This is a genomic window from Burkholderia sp. ABCPW 14 (assembly GCF_001523835.1).
Lineage (GTDB): Bacteria > Pseudomonadota > Gammaproteobacteria > Burkholderiales > Burkholderiaceae > Burkholderia > Burkholderia mayonis.
Genome location: NZ_LOVS01000149.1, coordinates 129649 through 151610 on the forward strand (window position 1 = coordinate 129649; position 21962 = coordinate 151610).

At 69.3% G+C, this 21962-nt stretch carries 14 protein-coding genes and 1 pseudogene; 8 read left to right on the forward strand and 7 right to left on the reverse strand.

Annotation, left to right across the window (positions count from 1 at the left end):
* Positions 1-135: 135 nt before the first annotated feature.
* Entirely contained in the window at positions 136-348 is a 213-nt protein-coding gene (locus WS62_RS36870) for a hypothetical protein (RefSeq protein WP_156441112.1), read from the reverse strand.
* A 35-nt stretch (positions 349-383) separates the two neighbouring features.
* On the opposite strand from WS62_RS36870, the gene WS62_RS36875 reads away from it, so the two are divergent.
* The 4 genes and pseudogenes from WS62_RS36875 (at position 384) to WS62_RS24045 (ending at position 6632) form a co-directional block, all read left to right on the forward strand.
* Positions 384-878 (forward strand): hypothetical protein, encoded by a 495-nt coding sequence (locus tag WS62_RS36875; protein ID WP_156441113.1) that lies wholly within the window; start codon positions 384-386, stop codon positions 876-878.
* A 173-nt stretch (positions 879-1051) separates the two neighbouring features.
* The gene (locus tag WS62_RS24035) at positions 1052-2038 is read left to right on the forward strand and encodes a D-alanyl-D-alanine carboxypeptidase family protein (RefSeq protein WP_066576147.1); all 987 of its coding nucleotides are present in this window, start codon (positions 1052-1054) and stop codon (positions 2036-2038) included.
* Between the two features lie 340 nt (positions 2039-2378).
* Positions 2379-4076, forward strand: a complete 1698-nt coding sequence (locus WS62_RS24040; protein WP_066576150.1) for a peptidoglycan D,D-transpeptidase FtsI family protein — start codon at positions 2379-2381, stop codon at positions 4074-4076.
* Between the two features lie 93 nt (positions 4077-4169).
* A pseudogene (locus WS62_RS24045) lies at positions 4170-6632 on the forward strand (penicillin-binding protein 1A).
* 299 nt (positions 6633-6931) lie between these two features.
* Here the strand turns inward: WS62_RS24045 and WS62_RS24050 are convergent.
* The 5 genes from WS62_RS24050 to WS62_RS34755 are packed head-to-tail and all read right to left on the reverse strand — an operon-like array spanning position 6932 to position 16152.
* Positions 6932-11182, reverse strand: coding sequence for a bifunctional nitrate reductase/sulfite reductase flavoprotein subunit alpha (locus WS62_RS24050; RefSeq protein ID WP_066576153.1), 4251 nt, complete (start codon positions 11180-11182; stop codon positions 6932-6934).
* Between the two features lie 31 nt (positions 11183-11213).
* A complete protein-coding gene (nirD, locus tag WS62_RS24055) occupies positions 11214-11567 on the reverse strand; it encodes a nitrite reductase small subunit NirD (protein WP_066576154.1) in 354 nt (117 codons plus the stop codon).
* Positions 11568-11604: 37 nt separating this feature from the next.
* Positions 11605-14181, reverse strand: coding sequence for a nitrite reductase large subunit NirB (gene nirB / locus WS62_RS24060; RefSeq protein ID WP_066576155.1), 2577 nt, complete (start codon positions 14179-14181; stop codon positions 11605-11607).
* 15 nt (positions 14182-14196) lie between these two features.
* Positions 14197-15522, reverse strand: a complete 1326-nt coding sequence (locus WS62_RS24065) for an MFS transporter (RefSeq protein WP_066576156.1) — start codon at positions 15520-15522, stop codon at positions 14197-14199.
* A 6-nt stretch (positions 15523-15528) separates the two neighbouring features.
* Positions 15529-16152, reverse strand: coding sequence for a hypothetical protein (locus WS62_RS34755; RefSeq protein WP_231748401.1), 624 nt, complete (start codon positions 16150-16152; stop codon positions 15529-15531).
* A gap of 151 nt (positions 16153-16303) precedes the next feature.
* Between WS62_RS34755 and cobA the strand changes: the two genes are divergently transcribed.
* From cobA to WS62_RS24085, 3 genes are all read left to right on the forward strand, one after another.
* Positions 16304-17110, forward strand: a complete 807-nt coding sequence (gene cobA / locus WS62_RS24075; RefSeq protein ID WP_066576514.1) for a uroporphyrinogen-III C-methyltransferase — start codon at positions 16304-16306, stop codon at positions 17108-17110.
* Positions 17111-17212: 102 nt separating this feature from the next.
* Positions 17213-17809 (forward strand): ANTAR domain-containing response regulator, encoded by a 597-nt coding sequence (locus tag WS62_RS24080; RefSeq protein WP_066576162.1) that lies wholly within the window; start codon positions 17213-17215, stop codon positions 17807-17809.
* 16 nt (positions 17810-17825) lie between these two features.
* Positions 17826-18887, forward strand: coding sequence for a CmpA/NrtA family ABC transporter substrate-binding protein (locus tag WS62_RS24085; protein WP_066576170.1), 1062 nt, complete (start codon positions 17826-17828; stop codon positions 18885-18887).
* 146 nt (positions 18888-19033) lie between these two features.
* Here WS62_RS24085 and WS62_RS24090 read toward each other — a convergent pair whose 3' ends face one another.
* Positions 19034-19504 carry a hypothetical protein gene (locus WS62_RS24090; protein ID WP_066576172.1) on the reverse strand — a complete coding sequence of 157 codons (471 nt, stop codon included), beginning with the start codon at positions 19502-19504 and terminating at the stop codon, positions 19034-19036.
* Between the two features lie 452 nt (positions 19505-19956).
* On the opposite strand from WS62_RS24090, the gene WS62_RS24095 reads away from it, so the two are divergent.
* Positions 19957-21345, forward strand: coding sequence for a nucleobase:cation symporter-2 family protein (locus tag WS62_RS24095; protein WP_066576182.1), 1389 nt, complete (start codon positions 19957-19959; stop codon positions 21343-21345).
* The last annotated feature ends 617 nt before the right edge of the window (positions 21346-21962 follow it).

The window sequence follows — 21962 nt, forward strand, 5'->3', positions numbered from 1 at the left end:
TATCATCCGCGCGGGCGCGCTGTAGATACTGGGGGGGGTTAATGCTGCTTTGCAAGCGTCTGCCCGCCATCTTCGTAAAGATGCTGCAACTCGTCTCGTCCGTTTTGCAAATGTCGGATGTTGTGCCAACAGCGGTCAGACCGAGAATGTCCGACGAGCATCGGCATTGGGTCGGATTCGGCTGTCCCCATAATGAGCGAGCGTCGGTTGCAGCGTAGCTTTTGAATCGCTGCATTGCCAGATAACGCGCAGGCGCTGCTGCTCGAACAGCGCGGCCTCGTCATTTTGCTGCCCGCCTCCGCCGCGCATGCACGTACGTGCCGTCTTCAAGCGGCCCTGTGAGTTCATGCCGGGTTCACTCCATTTCGGCAAGCGAAAATCAAATGAACGTCACTCATCCGAATGGATGCGGATTGACATCCATGCCGCATTTTCATTTCAATCGATTGACGGTTATTTCCATCATTAAATCGATTAGACAGACCGCCGCCGCTAAAATGACCGACGCCGCCGTCCGGATCGTCAAACTCGCGCCGCCAACGGCATACGTCGCAGCCGCCTCGGCAATGCGCGGCGTTTCATGCGCCCATCCGCACGTCCCCCTCTGCCCGACTATCGATACGCTTCCGCGAAATGCGCCGACGCGATCGCGGCGGCCGCTTCGACGATCCCTCCAAGCACATCGATTCATTGTCGCGGCCTCACTCGCCTCTCGTCCGCGCACACCGCGATTCACGCGCCGCGCCCGACTGCTTTTCGTTCATTCGACGATCGATACCCAATCTCCATTTACACCGGCATCGACCAAAATTCTTTCAAATATTACGCCTTTGATCGAAATCAAAATCACCCCTCATTCCACATATGCGTTCATATAGCCACAATAAAACACATTTCATTCGACCTTCCCAAAGACGATCGAAATATAATTCACCTCGATGCTCAAAGTGCCATCGATATCGATTCGATCGCGTCAATTCCACTCCCGCCGGCAATCGACAAGCCCCCTATCCGACACCCTCTCCATCATCCTGACCTTCCGATTCACACAATGACAAGTGAGCAACCATCGATAACCATCACGCATCCGCCCGAACAGCGCCTGTCGGCCTTGCCTCGTCGCATCGTGGGCGCAATGCTGATCGTCGCGACATCCGTCGCGGCGAGCGGCGCGCACGCAAACCCGGCGCCGCAGATTCAAGCGGCTTCGTGGCTCGTCGTCGATGCCGGCTCCGGCAAGACGCTCGCCGAGCACAACGTGAACGCGCGCCGCGAGCCGGCGTCGCTGACCAAGCTGATGACCGCGTACCTCGCGCTCGATGCACTGAAGCAGGGAACGCTGCACTGGGACGAGAAGGTTGAAATCGCCGCCGCCGATATCGCGTCCGTCGGCAACGACGAAGCGCGGATGTATCTGGCGCCGGGCCAGTTCGTCCAGGTGCGCGATCTGGTGCGCGGCCTGATCGTCGCGTCCGCCAACGATGCGGCGCTCGTGCTCGCGAAGCGGATCGGCGGCAGCCCCGCCGGCTTCGCGAAACGGATGAACGACGCGGCGCAGCGGCTCGGCATGCGCGATTCGCACTTCGTGTCGCCATCCGGCATCACCACGCCCGATCACTATTCGACCGCGCACGACCTGTCGATTCTCGCCCGGCATCTGGACCAGGATTTTCCGGCGTTCTACGCGTTCTCGTCGCAGCAGCATTTCGAGTACGGGAAATTCGCGAAGACGAACAAGAATCGCCTGCTCGGCACCGATCCGACCGTCGACGGCATGAAGACGGGCCACACGAATGCGGCCGGCTGGTGCATGGTCGTCACCGCGAAACGCCGCGTCGCCGGCGCGCCCGAGAAGCATCGCGTGATCGCCGTGCTGCTCGGCGAGCCGACGGAAAAGCAGCGGCTCGCCGATGCGAGAAGACTCCTCGACTGGGGCTTCGCGTCGCTCGGCGGCGAGCATCCGCCCGCGAACGTCGCGCACCGGGCCGACCCGCAGGCCGGCGAGCGCCGCTCGGCGGAATCGGCGCGCATGCTCTGACCTTCGCGTAGCCGAACACCGCGCCACATGCGTTTGCGCGGTGACGGCGGCGCGTGATGCGGCGCACGCCGGCATCGACAGCGCGCCGAAGCGGCGCGCGCCGCCCGGCTGATTCACCTTTCCTTCATTTCTCGCCCGGCGTCACGCCGCGCGTGACGGCGCGCTTCGTCGCATCCCGTTTCCGTGCGTGCTCGTCCGACAGCGAGGAACGCGCCGGCCGCCGGGCAGAACGGCGTTCCGGCGTTCCGACGTCACCGGCTTGCCGGCCGCGCAGGCTTCGCCCCGGATGCCCGCCACCACGCTTCCGTCACCGCGAGGACGACTCGACATCCAACCGATCATGCTGAGATCCACTGCATCGCTTCACCGCGGCCCGCGCGGCCTGCCCCGATGGCGCTCGCGCTGTATCCACGGACTCCTCTGCGCCGGCTTCGCCGCGCTCGCCGTGCGCGCACTCTGGGTTCAGGTCGTGCATAGCGATTTCTACATCCGGCAAGGCGTCAAACGCTACGAGCACACGTTCGAAGCCTTGCCGGCGCGCGGGCGCATCCTCGATCGCAACGGCGGCGTGCTCGCGATCGACGAGCCCGTCGCCGACGTGTGGATCGAGCCCGATGCGTTCCGCCGCGCGACGCGCGCGCAAATGCATGCGCTCGCGTCGCTGCTTCGGCTGCCGGGCGACGCGCTTGCCGCCAAGGCGATTAGCGGCCGCCAGTTCCTGTACGTGAAGCGATGGGTCGAAGCGGACCTGGCCGCGCGCATCGAGCAGCTCGCCGTGCCCGGCGTGCACCTCGGCCGCGCGACGCGGCGCTATTACCCAGGCGGCAGTGATTTCGCGCAACTCGTCGGCTTCGTCGGCGCGGACGGACACGGGCTCGAAGGCGTCGAACTCGCCGACGACGCCGCGCTGTCGGGCGTCGGCGCGAAGCGCGACATGATCGTCGACCGGATGGGCCGCCCCGTCGACGTCGGCGACATCGAGTCAGCGGGCCGGCCCGGCGCGGACATCCGGCTGTCGATCGACCGCCGGCTCCAGTATCTCGCGCGGCTCGCCGTCGAAGAGACCATCGCGCGCACCGCCGCGGCCGCCGGCTGCGCGATCGTCGTCGATGCGAAAACGGGCGAGATCCTCGCGCTCGTCAATCTGCCGTCCTTCGATCCGAACGGGCGGCCCGCCGCGTACGACGACCGCTTTCGCGATCGCGCGCTGACCGACGTCTTCGAGCCGGCGTCGACGCTCAAGCCGGTGACCGTCGCGCTCGCGCTGAGCGAAGGCGTCGTCACGCCGGACACGCGCTTCGACACGTCGCCCGGCGTGTTGCAAATCGACGGCGCGACGATTCACGATACCGGCAATTTCGGCGAACTCACCGTCACGCAGATCATCGCGAAATCGAGCAATGTCGGCATGGCGAAGATCGCCGAGCGGCTGCGCGCGCAGGACATGTGGCAGACGTTCGCGCACGCGGGCATCGGCGAGCGCCCGCTCGCCGGGATGCCGGCGATCGCGCGCGGCACGCTGAGGCCGGCGCGCGGCTGGAAGCCGATCGAACGATTGACGATGTCGTACGGCTACGGGCTGTCGATGTCGCTCGCGCAGCTCGCCGACGTCTACACCGCGTTTGCCGGCGACGGCCGCCGGATACCGCTGTCGCTGACGCACGCGAGCGCGCCGCCGGAACGCGTGCCCGTCGTGCCGGCGGCGGTCGCGCGGCAGATCCGCGCGATGCTCGAGACGGACGGCGCCGAAGGCACCGCGCGCGTCGCCCGCCTGCCCGACTACCGGATCGGCGCGAAGACGGGCACCGCCCGCAAGCTGTCGGGCAAGCGCTATGCGCGCGGCAAGTATCGCGCGCTGTTCGTCGGCATGGCGCCGATGAGCGATCCCCGCCTGATCGTCGCCGTGATGATCGACGAGCCGTCGCGCGGCTCGTACTACGGCGGCCCCGCGGCCGGCCCCGCGTGGGCCGGGATCATGGAGAACGCGCTGCATCTGCTCGGCGTGCCGCCCGATCGATCGCCGACGCGGCATGCGTGACGCATGCCCCGGCCGCCTCGTTCATTCTCATCGCGCGCCGGTCGAGTCGCCGGAACCCGGCCGGCGCGCGAGCCTTCCGTTCGGAACCCCGACATGTTGAAACTCAAGCATCGCTTCTTGCGCCGCGCATCGCGCGCGACATCCGACACCCCGAACGAAGCCGGGCACGCCGCCCCCGACGGCGATCGCCAACGCGCGCCGAGCGCCGCGACGCGCGTGCGAACCGGCGCGTTCCGCCGCGTGCTGCGCGGAGGCGGGATCGCGTCGGCGGCGATCGCGTCGGCCGCGCTGCTCGCCGCCTATGCTGCGATCGTGATGTACCCGCAATTGCCGACGATCGTCGCACTGACGGATTTTCAGCCGACGGTGCCGCTCAGGGTCTACACGGCGGACGACGTGCTGATCGCGCAGTACGGCGTCGAACGCCGGGTGCCGCTGACGTTCGACGAGATCCCGGACGTCGCGAAGCACGCGGTGCTCGCCGCGGAAGACGCCCGCTTCTACGAGCACCACGGCATCGACTTCGTCGGTCTCGTCCGCGCGGTGCTCGCGGACTTTGTCCACGACAGCAAGCGACAAGGCGCGAGCACGATCACGATGCAGCTCGCCCGCAACTTCTTCCTGTCCCGCGACAAGACCTATCTGCGGAAAATCTACGAGATCCTGCTCGCGATGCGCATCGAATCGCAACTGTCGAAGCCGCAGATCCTGCAGCTCTACATGAACCAGATCTACCTCGGCGAGCGCTCGTACGGATTCGGCGCGGCCGCGCGGACCTATTTCGGCAAGGATCTCGCCGATCTGTCGATCGCGCAGGCCGCCATGCTCGCCGGACTGCCGAAGGCGCCTTCCGCGTTCAATCCGATCGACAATCCCGCGCGGGCGCGCACGCGGCAGCAATACGTGCTGCGGCGCATGCGGGAACTCGGCTACATCGACGACGCGCAATACCGCACGGCGCTCGCGGAGCCGCCCGGCATACGGCCGGCGGCGAGCGCCGACGCAGTCCGCGCCGGCCATGTCGGCGAAATGGTGCGGCAGACGATGGTCGCGCAATATGGCGAAGCCGCATACGAGCGCGGCTTCCAGGTATGGACGACCGTGCGTGCGGCCGACCAGAACCTCGCATACGCGGCCGTGGTTCACGGCGTCGCCGCCTACGATCGCCGGCATCGCTATGAAGGGCCGGAAGCCGTGCTGCCGATGCCGTCCGCCGCGCTCGACGCGCCCGCGCGCCGCCGCGCGCTGATGCGCGCGCTGCAGGACCGGCCGGCCTTCCCGGGCCTGACGGCCGCCGTCGTCGTGTCGGCCAGCGCGCACGACGTGACCGTCGTCACGCTCGACGGCCGCACGACGACGCTCGGCGGGCCGTCGCTCGATTTCGCGCGGTCGCGCACGCCGTCGCGCTCGCTGGCTGCGGCCGGACTGCGGCCCGGCGCGGTCGTGCGAATCGGCACGGACGCGGACGGTCGGCCGATGATCGACGAGCTGCCTTCGGTCGAGGCCGCGCTCGTCTCGGTGGATCCGGAGAGCGGCGCGATCCGCGCGCTCGTCGGCGGCGTCGACGCAGCGCGCAATCCGTTCAACCACGTGACGCAGGCGTGGCGCCAGCCCGGCTCGTCGTTCAAGCCGTTCGTCTATTCCGCCGCGCTCGAAAAAGGCTTCGCGCCGGCGACGATGGTCGACGATGCGCCGTTCGAAGCGGCCGCGAGCGGCGACGCGCCGCCATGGCGGCCGAAGGAGGTCGGCCCGCTGCTCGGTCCGATCCCGCTGCGCGAGGCGCTGACGAAATCCAAGAATCTCGCCGCCGTTCGGATCATGGACGCGATCGGCCCGGATTACGCCAAGGCCTATGCCGTCGACCGCTTCGGCTTCAGCGCCGACAAGCTCGTCGCCAACCTGCCGATGGCGCTCGGCGCCGGCTCGGTCACGCCGCTGCAGATGGCCGCGGCTTACGCGGTCTTCGCAAACGGCGGCTATCGCGTGCAGCCGTACCTCGTCGCGTGAATCGTCGACGGACGCGGCCGCACCGTGTTCGACGCGCACCCGCCGACGGCGGACGACGGCGCGCCGCGCGTGATTCCCGCCGCGAACAGCTACATCATGACGAGCCTGCTCGAGTCCGTCGCGCAACACGGCACCGCGTCCGCGCTCGGCGCGCTGCGCCGCCCCGACATCGCGGCGAAGACGGGATCGACGAACGGCTATCGCGACGGCTGGCTCGCCGGCTATCAGCATTCGCTCGTCGCCGTCGCGTGGATGGGATTCGACACGCCGCGCACGCTCGGCGCGGGCGAATGGGGTTCGCATACCGCGCTGCCGATCTGGCTCGACTACATGCGCGGCGCGCTGCAACACGTGCCCGTCTACGAAGCGGCCGCGCCCGGCGGCGTCGAGATCGTCGACGGCGAGCTGTACGAAGCCGCGCATGCGCCGGGCAACGGCTTCGTGTCGACCGTGGGCGACGATCGCGGCAAAGACGCGAGCGCCCGGGCGATGGGCGCATCGGCGAGCGCGAGCGCGAACGTGCCGGCATCCGGCGCACCGCACGCCTGATCGAAAAAAACGGGCTTGCCGAGGCGATCGCGGGCACGCCCGCCGCGCGCCGCGATCCGGCCTCGCGCGCGCCGGCGCGCGATCGAAACATCATGCCGCCCGCGAACGGGCGCTCGACTCAGGAGGCGGCGTTGGCCGGCGTCTTGCCCGCGCAAAGACCCGTTCCGGCCGACGGCCTGCCGCGTGCCGCCCACGAAACGCGCCTGCCGCGCCTGCGCGACCGCATCTGCCGCCATCGCCCGTACATCTGCTTCGGTCCGCGATAGGCGGTGTCCCGTGAGTCGGGCGCCGCCTCCGCGTCAATAAACGTCTCGCGCATAACGCTTGTCCTTTGCGAGCCGTGCGACGTAGTCCGCCGCCTGCTCGTCCGTCATCCCCCCATGCCGCGCGACGATCATCTTCAACGCCGCGTCGACGTCCTTCGCCATGCGCGCCGCATCGCCGCACACGTAGAAATGCGCGCCCTCCGCGAGCCACGCCCATAGGGCCGCGCCCTGCTCGAGCATCCGGTCCTGCACGTAGATCTTCTCTGTCTGGTCGCGCGAGAACGCGAGATCGAGCTGCGTCAGGAATCCGTCCGCCTGCATCTGCGTAAGCTCGTCGCGATAATAAAAATCGGTGTCCGCATGCTGCTCGCCGAAAAACAGCCAGTTGCGCCCCTTCGCGCCGCGCGCGCGGCGTTCGTGCAGAAAGCCGCGAAACGGCGCGATGCCCGTGCCCGGCCCGACCATCACGATCGGCGCGTCGCCGCTCGCGGGCGGCCGGAAATGCGCGGACTTCTGCACGAATACCGGCACGCCCGCGTCGGCCGCGCGATCCGCGAGGAACGTCGACGCGACACCCTTGCGCTGCCGCCGCCCGTTGTTGTATCGAACCGCCGATACGGTCAGATGGATCTCGCCGCGGTGCGCGTTCGGGCTCGACGCGATCGAATAGAGCCGCGGCTGCAGGCGCTTCAGCATCCCGACGAGCTCGGCCGCCGACAGCTCGACAGGAAACTCGTGCAGCACGTCGGCGAGCTGCTGCCCCCACAGCCAGTTTTTCAGGTCCGCCTTGCGGTCGACGCCGAGCAGGCGCTTCAGCGCGCCGCCCGCGCGGCTGCGCGACGCGATGAACGCGAGCGCGTCCGGATGCGGCCGCGTGATGTCGAGGTGCCTGGCGAGCGCGTCGGCAACGCGCAGCTCGCCGACGCCCGCGACCGTCACCGGCGTGTCCGGCTTCAGATGCGTGAGCGTCAGCAGCTCGTCGACGAGTTCCGGGCAGTTCGTCGGCCACACGCCGAGCGCGTCGCCCGTTTCGTACTCGATCGCCGCGCCGTCCGTCGACAGCGACACGTAGCGCGTATCCTTCGTCGCGCCCGGCTCGTTGAGCCGCAGGTTCGCGACGAGCCGCGACGCGGCCGGGCGCGTCTTCGTCGGGATCGCGCCCGACGGGATCATCCCGTGCGCCGGCACCGCGTGCAGCGCCGCGGCCGCTTCCTTGATCCGCGCGATCACGCGGCCGAGCCACGCGTCGGCGGCCGGTTGGTATTCGGCGTCGCAATCGACGCGCTCGACGAGGCGCGCCGCGCCGCGCTCCGCGAGCCGCGCGTCGAGCCGGCGGCCGTGGCCGCAGAACAGGTCGTAGTTGCGGTCGCCGAACGCGAGCACCGCGTAGCGGACGCCGTCGAGCCGCGCGGCGTCCGCCGCATCGAGCGCTGTCCAGAATTCCTGGCCGTTGTCGGGCGCGTCGCCGTCGCCGAACGTGCTCGTCATCAGCAGCACGTACTGCGCCTTCGCGAGCGCGGCGGCCGGATAGTCGGCCATGCACGCGACGCGGATCTCGAAGCCCGAATCCATCAACTGCGTCGCGTAGCGCTCGGTCAGCGATTCGACGTTGCCCGTCTGCGACGCCCACAGCAGCACGACCTTCGGCCGCGTGCGCACGATCCGCACGCCGCTCGGCGCGGGCGACGCATCGGCCGCCGCGGGCGACGCGGACACCGCCGCGGCCGCGCGTGCGCGAGCCGCTGCCGAAGCCCCGCCGGACACGCGGCTGAACAGCCCGGCGAGCAGCCCGTCGACCCACAGACGCGTGTCGCCCGCAAGCGGCGCGCTCGCCGGCAGCACCGGCACGCCGCCCGCCCGCCGGCCTGCGACGGCGCGCAGCCCGCTGACGAAGCCCGCGACGTAGACGCGCTCCGCGTCGGTGAGCCGCGGCGCGCTCGCCGCGGCCGGAACGCCCAGCAGCGCGGCGAAGGTGTCGATATCGGACATGTTCAGTTCCTCGGGCGCGGCGTCGGCGGCTTCAAGCGACGCCCCGGACACCGCGCCGGCCCGCGCATTGCGCGATTCGGCGAGCGATGCGTGGCCGTCATCGCCCGCCGCGTCGCCCGCCGCGCCACCTGCATCGTCGCGCGCGTCGACGCGCGCGAGCGCGACCGCGCAGAATTTGAGTTCGGGTTGCAGCGACACCGGATCGACCGCGTCGTTCGTGACCGCGTTCACGCACAGGTCGTCGCCGTACACGTCGTTCCAGTGCATCGGCGCGAAGCACGCGCCCGGCTGCACGCGATCGGTGACGACGGCGGGCAGCACCGCGCGGCCGCGCGCCGAACGGATCTCGACCGCGTCCTTCGCCGCGATCGACAGCGCGGCCGCGTCGTCCGGATGGATCTCGACGAACGGACGCGGATGCAGCTTGTTCAGCATCGCGACCTTGCCCGTCTTCGTCATCGTGTGCCATTGATGCTGCAGGCGGCCCGTGTTCAGCACGATCGGGAATTCGGGCGTCGGCGTCTCGGCCGCCGCGACGTGCGGACGCGCGAAGAAGCGCGCCTTGCCGGTCGGCGTCGGGAACGCGAGCGCCGGCGCCGCGCCGTCGGGCAGCGTCGCGCGCGGCCGGCTCGCGCCGTCGTTCAGATAGCGGATCGGATGGCGGTCATGCCCGTCGCCCGGCGGGCAAGGCCATTTCAGCGGCGTGTCGCGCAGCGCCGCATGGCTCGCGCCGCGCAGGTCGTAGCCCGTCTTCGGATTCGCGAAGCGCTTGATCTCGTCGAACACATCGGAGGCCGAACGATAGTCGAATGCGTCGCCGTAGCCCATCTCGCGCGCGACCGCCGCGACGATCCGCCAGTCCGGCCACGCGTCGCCGGGCGGCTCGACCGCCTGCCGCATCAGCGTCAGGTTGCGCTCCGAGTTGATCATCACGCCGTCCGCTTCCGCCCACAGCGCGCCCGGCAGCAGGATGTCCGCGTAGCGGTTGGTTTCGGTGTCGAGGAACGCGTCCTGCACGATCACGACGTCCGCCGCCTGCAACCCCGCGATCACGTTCTTGCGGTTCGCGACGGTCGCCGCCGGATTCGTGCAGATGATCCAGCACGCCTTGACGTCGCCCGCGGCCATCTTCGCGAACAGGTCGACGGTGCCGCCGCCCGCGTCCTTTCTGAGCGTGCCGGCCGGCAGGCTCCACACGTCCTCGACGAAGCGGCGGTCTTCGTCGTCGAGCGCCGAGCGCTGGCCGGGCAGCCCCGGCCCCATGTAGCCCATCTCGCGGCCGCCCATCGCGTTCGGCTGGCCGGTCAGCGAGAACGGGCCGCTGCCCGGCCGGCAGATCCTGCCCGTCGCGAGATGCAGGTTGCAGATCGCGTTCGTGTTCCATGTGCCGTGCGTGCTCTGGTTGAGCCCCATCGTCCAGCAGCTCGTCCACTCGCGCGCGTCGCCGATCCATTGCGCGGCGAGCCGGATGTCGGCTTCGGCGATGCCGGTGATCCCGGCGACCTTGTCCGGCGCGTATGCATCGAGAAAGCCGGGCATCGCGTCCCAGCCTTCGGTGTGCGCGGCGATGAAGTCCGCGTCGGTCTTGCCGTTCGCGTGCAGCAGATAGAGCAGGCCGTTCATCAGCGCGAGGTCGGCGCCCGGCTTGATCTGCAGGAAGAGATCCGCCTTGTCCGCGGTCGCGGTGCGGCGCGGATCGACGACGATCAGCTTCGCGCCCGCCTTCACGCGGTCCATCATCCGCAGGAACAGGATCGGATGGCAGTCCGCCATGTTCGAGCCGATCACGAAGAACAGGTCCGCGCGGTCGAAATCCTGATACGAGCCGGGCGGGCCGTCCGCGCCGAGCGACAGCTTGTAGCCGCTCCCCGCGCTCGCCATGCAGAGCCGCGAGTTCGATTCGATGTGCGGCGTGCGCACGTAGCCTTTCGCGAGCTTGTTGACGAGATACTGCGCTTCGAGCGACATCTGGCCCGACACGTAGAACGCGAGCGCGTCGGGGCCGTGCGCGTCGAGCGCCGCGCGCAGCCGGCGCGCGGTCTCGGCGATCGCGTCGGCGATCGGCACGGGCGCCGGATCGCGGTCGCGCGCGTCGCGCACGAACGCGCGCTCCAGGCGGCCCGCGTTGCGCAGCGCGACGTGCGCGGACGAACCCTTCGTGCACAACCGGCCGAAGTTGGCCGGATGCTCGGTGTCGCCGGACACCTTGACCACCTCGCCGTCCTCGACGTGCAGCACCATCCCGCAGCCGACGCCGCAGTACGGGCACACCGTCTTCACGCTCGCGCTCGCCATGTTCGCTCGCCTCGCGATCCGTTCGCGCGCGTCACGCGGCGATCCACACGTAGCCGTCCTCGATGCGCGACGGATACGCGTTCACCGACTTGTCCGGCGCTTCGAGGCACTCGCCCGTGCGCAGGTCGAAGTGATGCTTGTAGAGCGGCGACGCGACGACGATCCGCTCGCCGAGGCTGCCGATCAGCCCGCGCGACAGCACGGCGGCCTGCGAATGCGGATCGACGTTGCCGATTGCGAACGCGCGGCCGTGGCCGTCGCCGTCGTCGACGTGGAATACGGCCACCTGCTCGCCGTTGACGAGCGCGCACACGCCCGTGTTGGGCACGATGTCGTCGAGCGCGCAGACGGGCGTCCACGCGGAAGCGTCTCGATGGCTGCTCATGGCGATCTCCTTGCTGTGACTGACGATGACGGGACGTTCAAGCCGTTTCGGTCGCGATTTCCACCTCGGCCTCGCGCAGGCGGCTCGCGTCGGCCGCGTGCGCGTCGCGTTCGTCCGGCGTCGCCGGGCGGATCTGGCCGCGCTCCTCGACGAACGCGATCGTCGAATCGGACGCGTCGCTGTTGACGAAATGGCGGAAGCGGCGGCGCGTCGCCGGATCGGTGACGGCCTTCTTCCATTCGCATTCGTACGTGTCGACGACGTGCTGCATCTCGGCCTCGAGCTCCGCCGCGAGCCCGAGCTTGTCGTGGACGACGACGTCGATCAGGTAGTCGAGCCCGCCTTCGAGGTTGTCGCGCCACACGCTCGTGCGCTGCAGCCGGTCGGCGGTGCGGACGTAGAACATCAGGAAGCGGTCGATGTAGCGAACGAGCGTGTCGCGGTCGAGGTCGGCGGCGAGCAGCTCCGCGTGGCGCGGCTTCATTCCGCCGTTGCCGCACACGTACAGGTTCCAGCCCTTCTCGGTCGCGATCACGCCGATGTCCTTGCCCTGCGCCTCCGCGCATTCGCGCGTGCAGCCGGACACGCCGAACTTCAGCTTGTGCGGCGCGCGCAGCCCCTTGTAGCGGTTCTCGAGCGCGATCGCGAGGCCGACCGAATCGCCGACGCCGTAGCGGCACCACGTCGAGCCGACACACGATTTCACCGTGCGCACCGACTTGCCGTACGCGTGGCCCGATTCGAAGCCGGCCGCGATCAGCTCTTCCCAGATGAGCGGCAACTGCTCGACGCGCGCGCCGAACAGGTCGACGCGCTGACCGCCCGTGATCTTCGTGTAGAGGCCGTATTTTTTTGCGACCCGGCCGACCGCGATCAGCCCTTCGGGCGTGACCTCGCCGCCCGGCATCCGCGGCACGACCGAATACGTGCCGTCGCGCTGGATGTTCGCGAGGAAGTAGTCGTTCGAATCCTGCAGGCCCGCGTGCTCCCTCTTCAGCACGAATTCGTTCCAGCACGATGCGAGGATGCCGGCGACGGCCGGCTTGCAGACATCGCAGCCGAGGCCCCGGCCATGCTTCTTCAAGAGCGCGCCGAACGTCTTGATCCGCTCGACGCGCACCAGGTGATAGAGCGCCTGCCGCGAATACGGGAAATGCTCGCACAGGTGGTTGTCGACATCGAGGCCCTGCTTCTTCATCTCGGCCTTCATCACCTGCGTGACGAGCGGCACGCAGCCGCCGCACGACGTGCCCGCGCCGGTGCAGCGCTTCAGCGCGCCGATGCTCGCCGCGCCGCCCGCGACCGCTTCGCGGAGCTGCGCCTTCGTCACGTTGTTGCACGAGCAGATCTGCGCGGCGTCCGGCAGCGCGTCGACGCCGAGCGCCGGCTTCGCGCCGCCGTCCGCTTGCGGCAGGATCAGGAATTCCGGCGCGTCCGGCAGCTCGATCCGGTTCAGCATCATCTGCAGCAGCGTGCCGTACTCGGCCGCGTCGCCGACCATCACCGCGCCAAGCAGCTCCTTGCCGCATTCGGACACGACGAGCTTCTTGTAGACCGCTTTGCGCTCATCGGCGAACTGGTACGTGCGGCAGCCGGGCGTCTTGCCGTGCGCGTCGCCGATGCTCGCGACGTCGACGCCCATCAGCTTGAGCTTCGTGCTCATGTCCGCGCCGGTGAACGCGCCGTCGCCGCCCGCGAACTGCAGCGCGACGACGCGCGCCATGTCGTAGCCGGGCGCGACGAGACCGAAGGTCTGGCCGTTCCACGCCGCGCATTCGCCGATCGCGTAGATGTCCGCATCGCTCGTCCGGCAGTTGCTGTCGATCGCGACGCCGCCGCGCGGGCCGATCTCGAGCCCGCACTGCCGCGCGATCTCGTCGCGCGGCCGGATGCCCGCGGAGAACACGATCATATCGGCGTCGAGATGTGTGCCGTCGGAGAATTCCATCCGGTGCGCGGCCGTCTCGCCATCGACGATCGCGAGCGTGTTCTTGCCGGCGTGCACCTGCACGCCGAGCGCCTCGATCTTGCCGCGCAGCATCCGGCCGCCGCCTTCGTCGACCTGCACCGCCATCAGGCGCGGCGCGAACTCGACGACGTGCGTCGCGAGCCCCATGTCGCGCAGCGCCTTCGCGCATTCGAGACCGAGAAGGCCGCCGCCGACGACGACACCCGACTTCGCGCGCGCGCCGCACGCCTGCATCGCTTCGAGATCCTCGATCGTTCGGTACACGAAGCAATCGGCGCGCTCGCGGCCCGGCACGGGCGGCACGAACGGCGTCGAGCCGGTCGCGAGCACGAGCTTGTCGTACGCGAGCGTCTCGCCCGTCGACAGCGTGACCGTGTGCGCGTCGCGATCGATCGCGACGGCCTTCGTGTCGAGCAGCAGGCGAAAGTTCGGATGACGCTCGAAGAAGCCCGGCTCGACGAGCGACAGATCGTCGGCCGATTTGCCCGCGAAGAATTCGGACAGATGGACACGGTCGTACGCGGGACGCGGCTCCTCGCAGATCACCGCGACCTGCGGCGCGGCCGACGCGTCCCGCGCGCCGGCCGCGATGCATTCGAGCAGCTTGTGACCGACCATGCCGTGACCGATGACGACGATTTTCATGATGGATGCCCTCTGTCAATTCGTGAAGCCGTTCACGGCGAGCGCGCGCTCGCGCAGCGCCGCCTCGCGAGCCTTGTGCTCGGCGCTGAACCGTACCGCGAGCGCGCAGAACGCGGAAACGGTGACGAATAGGCCTAGCAGCGTGAGCGTTTGTTGGATATCGCCGACGCCCTTCATCAGGAAGCCGGCCGCGACCGCGCCGACGTTGCCGCCCGCGCCGACGATCCCCGCGACGCCGCCGAGCGCGCGGCGGTCGATGAACGGCACGAGCGCGTACGTCGCGCCGCACGCCATGTGCGTGAAGAGACCGAACGCGACCATCGCGGCGACGGCGATCGCGACGCTGCCCGCATGCGCGAACCACAGGAGCCCGAGCCCCTCGCCGATGATCAGCGTGAACAGCAGCGTCGCGCGCACGCCGAGCCCCCGGCGCGCGGCGACGCGATCGGACAGCCAGCCGCCCAGCGCGCGCGCGAACAGCGCGAGAAGGCCGAAGATGCCGGCGGCGAGGCCCGCGTCCTTCAGCGAGAGCTGGAAGTGATTGACGTAATAGAGCGCGGCGATGTTGTGCATGAACACCTCGACGCCGAAGCACGCGCCATAGGTGACGAACAGCATCCACACGCGGTAGTTCGCGCACGCGGCGGAAAAGCTCGCGAAGCCGCCCTTCTTGCCGCTGTCGATCGTCACGCCGCGCGCGCGCAGCGCGACGAAATCGCCCTGCGGGCAATCCTGCGTGTAGCGCCAGTAGACGAGCGCCATCACGAGCATCGCGACGCCCGGCGCCGCGAGCGCGACGCGCCACGCGAACGCGTGGCCGAACCCGAGCATCAGCGCGGCGGCGAGCAGGAGCGGCATCGCGGCCTGCGCGGCGCCCGCGCCCGCGTTGCCCCAGCCGGCGGCCGTCGCGTTCGCGGTGCCGACAACGTTCGGCGCGAACATCACCGACGTGTGGTACTGCGTGATCACGAAGCTCGCGCCGATCGCGCCGATGCCGAGACGGCACAGCAGGAACGTCAGGTAGTCATGCGAGAACGACACCGCGAACACTGGAATCGCGCCGAGCGCGAGCAGCCCCGCATAGATGCGGCGCGGACCGAAGCGGTCGCACAGCGGGCCGACGACGAGCCGCACGGCGATCGTCGCCGCGACGGCCGCGATGTTGACGTTCGCGACCTGATCGGCGCTCAGCCCGAATTCGCGTGCGATGAGCGGCATCAGCGGCGCGCACGCGAACCACGCGAAGAAACACACGAAGAACGCCATCCACGTCAGATGAAAGGCGCGCATCGGCGCGGTGCGCCAGTCGAGAAGGTCGATGCGGGTGGCTTTGTCGGACATCTTGTCTCACCAAACGAAAACGGCGTCCTGCGAACCCGGTAGTGACCGGATGCGTAGGACGCCGTTGCCCAGGAAGCCCGTTGCCGGGCGGATCGATATTCGGTGCTGCGAAGCGAATCGTCGTTGACTCGCCCGAAGATCGCTAGGCAAATGCCGTGCCAGAAAGCCGAAAACGGGATGCGGCGAGGCATTGCGCCGACATGCACGGTTTTCGCGCCGCGCGCCGACGATGCGCGGTGAGGCAGCGAAGCACAGATCTGGTGCGATGCAGCACTGTCCGCGTGCGACATGTCGGCACGGGGTCGGGTGCGGCGGCAGGTTTTGGGTCGCGCGCCGCGCGTCGGCGGCGAGGCCGCGCGATCGTGCCCGCGCGCGTCGTGCGGCGCGTGTGCCGACGCTTGCGCGACGCGCTTCGCCCGCGCCGGCGAGGCGGCACGCGCGCGCCAGCGCCGGTCTGAGCGCGCGCGCATCGCGCGCGACGCCGGCTCGCTTGCGGCGCGCGCGCCATCGGTCGCGCCATCTTCGCGCCATCTTCGCGCCGCTTCGGCGCGTGCGCGCCCGCCGCTGGCCCGGATATTGCTGAGTGTGAAGCGTCATCGGCAACGACGCCGGTGCAGGATCGCGCAGCATCTCCGGATCGTCCGCCGACGGACGGTCCACTTGGACAACGGTGTCCTACGCATCCGGCCGCTTCGCCGACCGGGTGCGCAGGACGCCGTTCTTTTTTTGGCGAAGCGCATTCGCCGCAGACGCGCCGCCCGGGCGGCATGGGGAGACGAAGATGAACACGATGGGCAAAGTCACGCTGCTCGGCGCCGGCCCCGGCGATCTGGACCTTCTGACGCTCAAGGCCGCGAAGGCGCTCGCGGCCGCCGACGTGCTGCTGCTCGACGATCTCGTCAATCCGGACATCGTCGCGCTCGCACCGCGCGCGCGCGTGATCCGCGTCGGCAAGCGCGGCGGCTGCCGGTCGACGCCGCAGGCGTTCATCGAGCGGCTGATGTGCCGCCACGCGCTGCGCGGCGCGCACGTCGTGCGCGCCAAGGGCGGCGACGTGCTGCTGTTCGGCCGCGCCGGCGAAGAGATCGCTGCGTTGCGCGCGGCGGGCGTGCAGTATGAGATCGTCAACGGGATCTCGTCGGGCTTCGCGGCCGCGGCGAGCCTCGGCGTGTCGCTCACGCATCGCGATCACTGCCAGGGCGTGACGTTCGTCACCGCGCACCTGCAGGACCACGGCGAGCCCGACTGGGCGAGCCTCGCCGCGGCCGGCACGACGCTCGCGATCTACATGGGAATGAGCCGCATCGACCGGATCGCCGCGGGGCTGCTCTCGGCGCTCGACGCCGCGACGCCCGCCGCGGTCGTCCAGTGGGCCGGCACGCCGGCCGAGCGGCGCTGGACCGGCACGCTCGGGCATCTCGCGTCCGGCGCCGCCGAAGCGGGGCTCGGCAGCCCGGCCGTGATCTTCGTCGGCCGCGCGATCGGCGAGGCGCTCGCGACGCCGCATGCGAACGCGCGCGCGCTTTCGGACGATGCGCACGCCGCGTTGCACGCGGCCGATCGCCCCCGAATCTCGCACGCGGCCTGAGCGGCGCGAGCCGGCGCTTGCGCGCCGCGTCCGCGCGCGTATGGTAAAAACAAAGGCACGGGCGAGCGCCGCCGCGACGCACCCGCCTCTTCCGTCTGACACATGGGACCGACCGACCAACCCTCCAAGCTGCGCGTGCTGCTCGTCACCGACACCGACAAGCCGATCGGCGAGCTGCGCGACACGCTTGCGCGCCTCGGCTACGAGATGCTCGACGAGGTCGCGACGCCCGCGCGGCTGCCCGCGGCTGTCGAGGAGCAGCGGCCGGACGTCGTGATCATCGACACCGAATCGCCGTCGCGCGACACGCTCGAGCAGCTCGCGGTGATGAACGCGACCGCGCCGCGCCCCGTGCTGATGTTCAGCCACGACGCCGACCAGCAGCTGATCCGCGCGGCGGTCGGCGCGGGCGTGAGCGCGTATCTGATCGAGGGTCTGTCCGCCGAGCGGCTCGCGCCGATCCTCGAAGTCGCGCTCGCGCGCTTCTCGCACGACGAGCAGTTGCGCCAGCGGCTCGCCGAAGTCGAGAGCGAGCTCGCCGAGCGCAAGCTGATCGACCGCGCGAAGCGCATGCTGATGGACCGCCGCAAGCTGTCCGAACAGGACGCGTACGCGACGCTGCGCCGCAGCGCGATGGATCAGGGCATCCGGATCGTCGAGGCCGCCCGCCGGCTGCTCGCGGCGCACACGCAATCTTGATCGAAGGTCAATACGCATGAACACAGCGCGCATGAACACAGCGACTCTCGATGCACCGGAACGCCGCCATCTGCGCATCGGCTTCGTCGCGCTGAGCGACGCCGCGCCGCTCGTCGCCGCGCAGCGGCTCGGGCTCGGCGAACGCCATGGCCTCACGCTCGAGCTGTGCCGGCAGCCGTCGTGGGCGAGCATCCGCGACAAGCTGCTGTCGGGCGAGCTCGACGCCGCGCACGCGCTGCATGGGCTCGTCTACGGCGTGCAGCTCGGCATCGGCGGGCCGCGCGCCGACATGGCGGTGCTGATGGTGCTGAACCGCAATGGCCAGGCGATCACGTTCTCGAACCGGCTCGCCGACGCCTACCGCGCGTCGGGCGACCTGAAGGCCGCGCTCGCGACGCTCGGCCGGCGCCCCGTGTTCGCGCAGACGTTCCCGACCGGCACGCACGCGATGTGGCTGTATCACTGGCTCGCATCGCGCGGCGTCGATCCGCTGCGCGACATCCGCAGCGTCGTGATTCCGCCGCCGGAGATGGTCGGCGCGCTCGCGGCGGGCGAGCTCGACGGGCTATGCGTCGGCGAGCCGTGGAACGCGGTCGCCGAGGCGCGCGGCGCGGGCAGGACGGTCGCGGCGACGAGCGAAGTCTGGCCCGATCATCCGGAAAAGGCGCTCGCGTGCCGGCGCGAGTTCGTCGCGCTGTATCCGAACACAGCGCGCCTGCTGGTGCGCACGTTGCTCGATGCGTGCGAATGGCTCGACGACCCGAACCACCGGGTGACGGCGGCCGGATGGCTCGCCGAGCCGGACGCGATCGGCGTGCCGGTCGGGCAGATTGCGCCGCGGCTGCTCGGCGACTACGGCGCGGGGCCGTTTGCGCAGCCGCCTGCGCCGATCAAGTTCTACGAGCACGGAACGGTGAATCGGCCGGCCGCGAGCGATGGGATGTGGTTCCTGTCGCAGTATCGGCGCTGGGGGATGTTGAGCGGGGATGTCGACGATGCGGCGGTGGCGGGCGGCATCGCGCAGACGGCGATCTATGACGAGGCGGCGGCGCTGGCGGGGGCGAAGCGCGTCGATTGACGCGCGGCAGTTGTCACGCGATCGATCGCACGATCACGCGACGGTTGCCCGGCGCGCGCGAACCGATCGCCATGTCGACGCTTCGCTCGCGCGCGCATCGAGGCGCGCCGCGAAGGGCCCGCTGCCCCTCGCGACGGCTCAGCCGATCAGCCGCACGACAGCGCCGCGACCCCGGCGATCGCGCCCGCCGTCGGCGCCTGCACGGTATAGGCAACGAGCAGATTCGGCTTCGCGGCATCCGCGCCGCCGAACTGGCACATCACCTGATACTGGCTGACGCGGCTCATCCCCAGACCGACCGGCAGCGCGGCGAGCGTCACGTTCCGCTGCGTGTCGCTGCCGATCGAATATTGGAACGTCAGGTCGTAGACGACCGACGTCGGCATCGCGGGGTTCGGATAGACCTTCGCGCTCGCGCCCGTCAGCGCGTCCGGCGCCGTGTTGCCGTGGACCGCGAACGGGCGCGTGGCGGCGGCGAGCCAGCACGTGAGCGACTGGTTCGCCGCGAGCGACACGCTGACCGGCGTGCCGGGCGCCCACAGGCGGCCCTGGTTCGCGTTGCACGTGTTGCCGCGCGAGTCGTGGCCGTTCGTCCAGCGGCCGATTTTGTGCAACATTTTGTTGATTCGGGCATCCCCGCTTGTCGTCTCGTGATAGCCGGATTGCGATTTCCGGCGCGTGACATGCGCGCCCGCCGTCCTATTGCGCGGGACGCAAGATCACGGCGCCGCGTTTTTCCATCGGCGTTTCGTCAGGCCGAGGCGTCCGTGAAACCGGCGAAGCACGGGATATCCATCCGCCGGAGGCGCAACGGCAACCGCAACGGCAAAGTGCTGCGTGTCGCGGCTGCGTCGGGTCGCAACGTGGTCGATGCGCCCGATCCCGCCCCTCCATTCCGCGATCGGGACATTCATCCTCGCTCGTGGCGCAAGCGACCTTCTACGCGCTGATGCGCGGACTCGGCGCCCACGTGGCGTGAGCGCGGACAGCCAACCGGCGGCCTTGGCGGGCGCAGGCGGGGCCTTCCCGTTAAAATCCCGCACTTTCCACCTGGACCGGCCCTTCCGCCATGCAACCCGCCCCCCTCGCCCAACCCGCTTCCCGCGGCGCCGACGACGCCGAATCCGCCCACGATCTCGTCTACGGTCCCGACGACCGGCCCGCCCCGATGGTCGCCTTCGTCGCCGCCCTGCAACACCTGCTCGCGATCCTGGTGCCGATCGTCACGCCGGGCCTGCTGATCTGTCAGGCCTTGGGCGTGCCCAGTCGCGATACGACGCTGATCGTGTCGATGTCGCTGGTGATCTCAGGCATCGCGACGTTCGTCCAGTGCAGGCGCTTCGGCCCGCTGGGCGCCGGCCTGCTCATCGTCCAGGGCACCAGCTTCAATTTCGTCGGCCCGCTCATCGCCGGCGGCAGCCTGATGGTCAAGCAGGGCACGCCGGTCGAAACCGTGATGGCCGCGATCTTCGGCGTCGTCATCGCCGGCTCCTTCGTCGAGATGGGCGTTTCCCGCATCCTGCCGTTCGTCAAACGCCTCATCACCCCGCTCGTCACCGGCATCGTGGTCCTGCTGATCGGCCTCACCCTCATCAAGGTCGGCCTCATCAGCATGGGCGGCGGCTACAGCGCCATGTCCAAGGGCAGCTTCGCGAGCGCCGAAAACCTGACGCTCTCCGGCCTCGTCTTGGGCACCATCATCCTGCTCAACCGGGTCCCCGTCGTCTGGGTGCGCAGCACCGCGCTCGTCATCGCGCTCGCGATCGGCTATCTCGCGGCCGCCGCCATGGGCCGCCTCGACTTCACCGGCGCGCGCGAAGCCGCGCTGTTCCAGATCCCCACGCCGCTGCACTTCGGCCTCGGCTTCTCCTGGTCGCTGTTCGTGCCGATGCTGATCATCTACCTGGTCACGTCGCTCGAAGCCATCGGCGACGTCACCGCCACCAGCAAGATCTCCAGGCAGCCCGTCGAGGGCCCGCTGTGGATGCGGCGCATCAAGGGCGGCGTGCTGGTCAACGGCGCCAACTCGCTGCTGGCCGGCGTCTTCAACACCTTTCCCAGTTCCGTCTTCGCCCAGAACAACGGCGTGATCCAGCTCACCGGCATCGCCAGCCGCCGTGTGGGCATCTGGATCGCGGGCATGCTCGTCCTGCTGGGCCTGTTTCCCTCCGTCGCGGGCGTCCTGCAAGCGGTGCCCGAGCCCGTGCTGGGCGGCGCCGCGATGGTGATGTTCGGCGCGGTGGCCGCTTCCGGCATCAACATCCTCGCCGGCATCCGGCTGGACCGCCGCGCGCTGCTGATCATCGCCGTCTCCCTGGCGCTCGGCCTGGGCGTGTCCCAAGTGCCGGAGATCCTGACCAGCCTGCCGCACGCGCTCAAGAACGTGCTGGAATCGGGCGTCGCCACGGGCGGCATCTGCGCGCTCGTGATGAACTGGTTCCTGCCGGAGAAGCCATGAAGCGCCGACGGGGCCGCCCGGCAAAAAAACCTGGCCGCCCTGTCGCCTCGAACGGCCCGGATAAGCGAACGCCGTCGGTCCGTCTCGCTTGTCACAACGAGCGCCCGACACCTGGACGCGACGGACAGCCGGACAGGTGGCCAGATTGCAAATTGCATCGCAAGAATGTAGCCGGCCATTGAAATATCGATACGCGTTAAAAACAATCAGAGCAGTACGCCATCCTCACTGAAACACGGAAGCATCTTTTCGCGAATCGAGCGCGGACGACTCGATCTATTATTGAATCGGGATTATCAATTCAATTCTTCTTCGAGCCATTAACAAGAATTCGTATCGGCAACGCGCATGGCGATCTGCATTCCCGCCCCAATCATGTGACGATTGGTTTAGCATGCAACGGTGCTGACGTCCCACGCCTACGTGTGCAAGCGAGCGCGCAGCACGCGACGTAGCCGAAGTCCGAACGTTCCCGCCGAGGCGCGACAGGCTCGCGTCGCCCTCGGCCGGCTCGACGCGCATCCACGCGCCGAGCCTCATCCTCATCCCGCCCGGCTCGCGATCGGCGGCCGCAGATCGGCTCCGCCGGCCCGAGCGGCTCCGGCTCCGGCTACGCG

What these genes read in the sequence shown, in the direction of transcription:
- WS62_RS36870 (WP_156441112.1), bottom strand. Translation starts at nt 348, where the DNA reads ATGAACTCACAGGGCCGCTTGAAGACGGCACGTACGTGCATGCGCGGC.
- WS62_RS36875 (WP_156441113.1), top strand. Translation starts at nt 384, where the DNA reads ATGAACGTCACTCATCCGAATGGATGCGGATTGACATCCATGCCGCAT.
- WS62_RS24035 (WP_066576147.1), top strand. Translation starts at nt 1,052, where the DNA reads ATGACAAGTGAGCAACCATCGATAACCATCACGCATCCGCCCGAACAG.
- WS62_RS24040 (WP_066576150.1), top strand. Translation starts at nt 2,379, where the DNA reads ATGCTGAGATCCACTGCATCGCTTCACCGCGGCCCGCGCGGCCTGCCC.
- WS62_RS24050 (WP_066576153.1), bottom strand. Translation starts at nt 11,182, where the DNA reads ATGGCGAGCGCGAGCGTGAAGACGGTGTGCCCGTACTGCGGCGTCGGC.
- nirD (WP_066576154.1), bottom strand. Translation starts at nt 11,567, where the DNA reads ATGAGCAGCCATCGAGACGCTTCCGCGTGGACGCCCGTCTGCGCGCTC.
- nirB (WP_066576155.1), bottom strand. Translation starts at nt 14,181, where the DNA reads ATGAAAATCGTCGTCATCGGTCACGGCATGGTCGGTCACAAGCTGCTC.
- WS62_RS24065 (WP_066576156.1), bottom strand. Translation starts at nt 15,522, where the DNA reads ATGTCCGACAAAGCCACCCGCATCGACCTTCTCGACTGGCGCACCGCG.
- WS62_RS34755 (WP_231748401.1), bottom strand. Translation starts at nt 16,152, where the DNA reads ATGCTGCGCGATCCTGCACCGGCGTCGTTGCCGATGACGCTTCACACT.
- cobA (WP_066576514.1), top strand. Translation starts at nt 16,304, where the DNA reads ATGAACACGATGGGCAAAGTCACGCTGCTCGGCGCCGGCCCCGGCGAT.
- WS62_RS24080 (WP_066576162.1), top strand. Translation starts at nt 17,213, where the DNA reads ATGGGACCGACCGACCAACCCTCCAAGCTGCGCGTGCTGCTCGTCACC.
- WS62_RS24085 (WP_066576170.1), top strand. Translation starts at nt 17,826, where the DNA reads ATGAACACAGCGCGCATGAACACAGCGACTCTCGATGCACCGGAACGC.
- WS62_RS24090 (WP_066576172.1), bottom strand. Translation starts at nt 19,504, where the DNA reads ATGTTGCACAAAATCGGCCGCTGGACGAACGGCCACGACTCGCGCGGC.
- WS62_RS24095 (WP_066576182.1), top strand. Translation starts at nt 19,957, where the DNA reads ATGCAACCCGCCCCCCTCGCCCAACCCGCTTCCCGCGGCGCCGACGAC.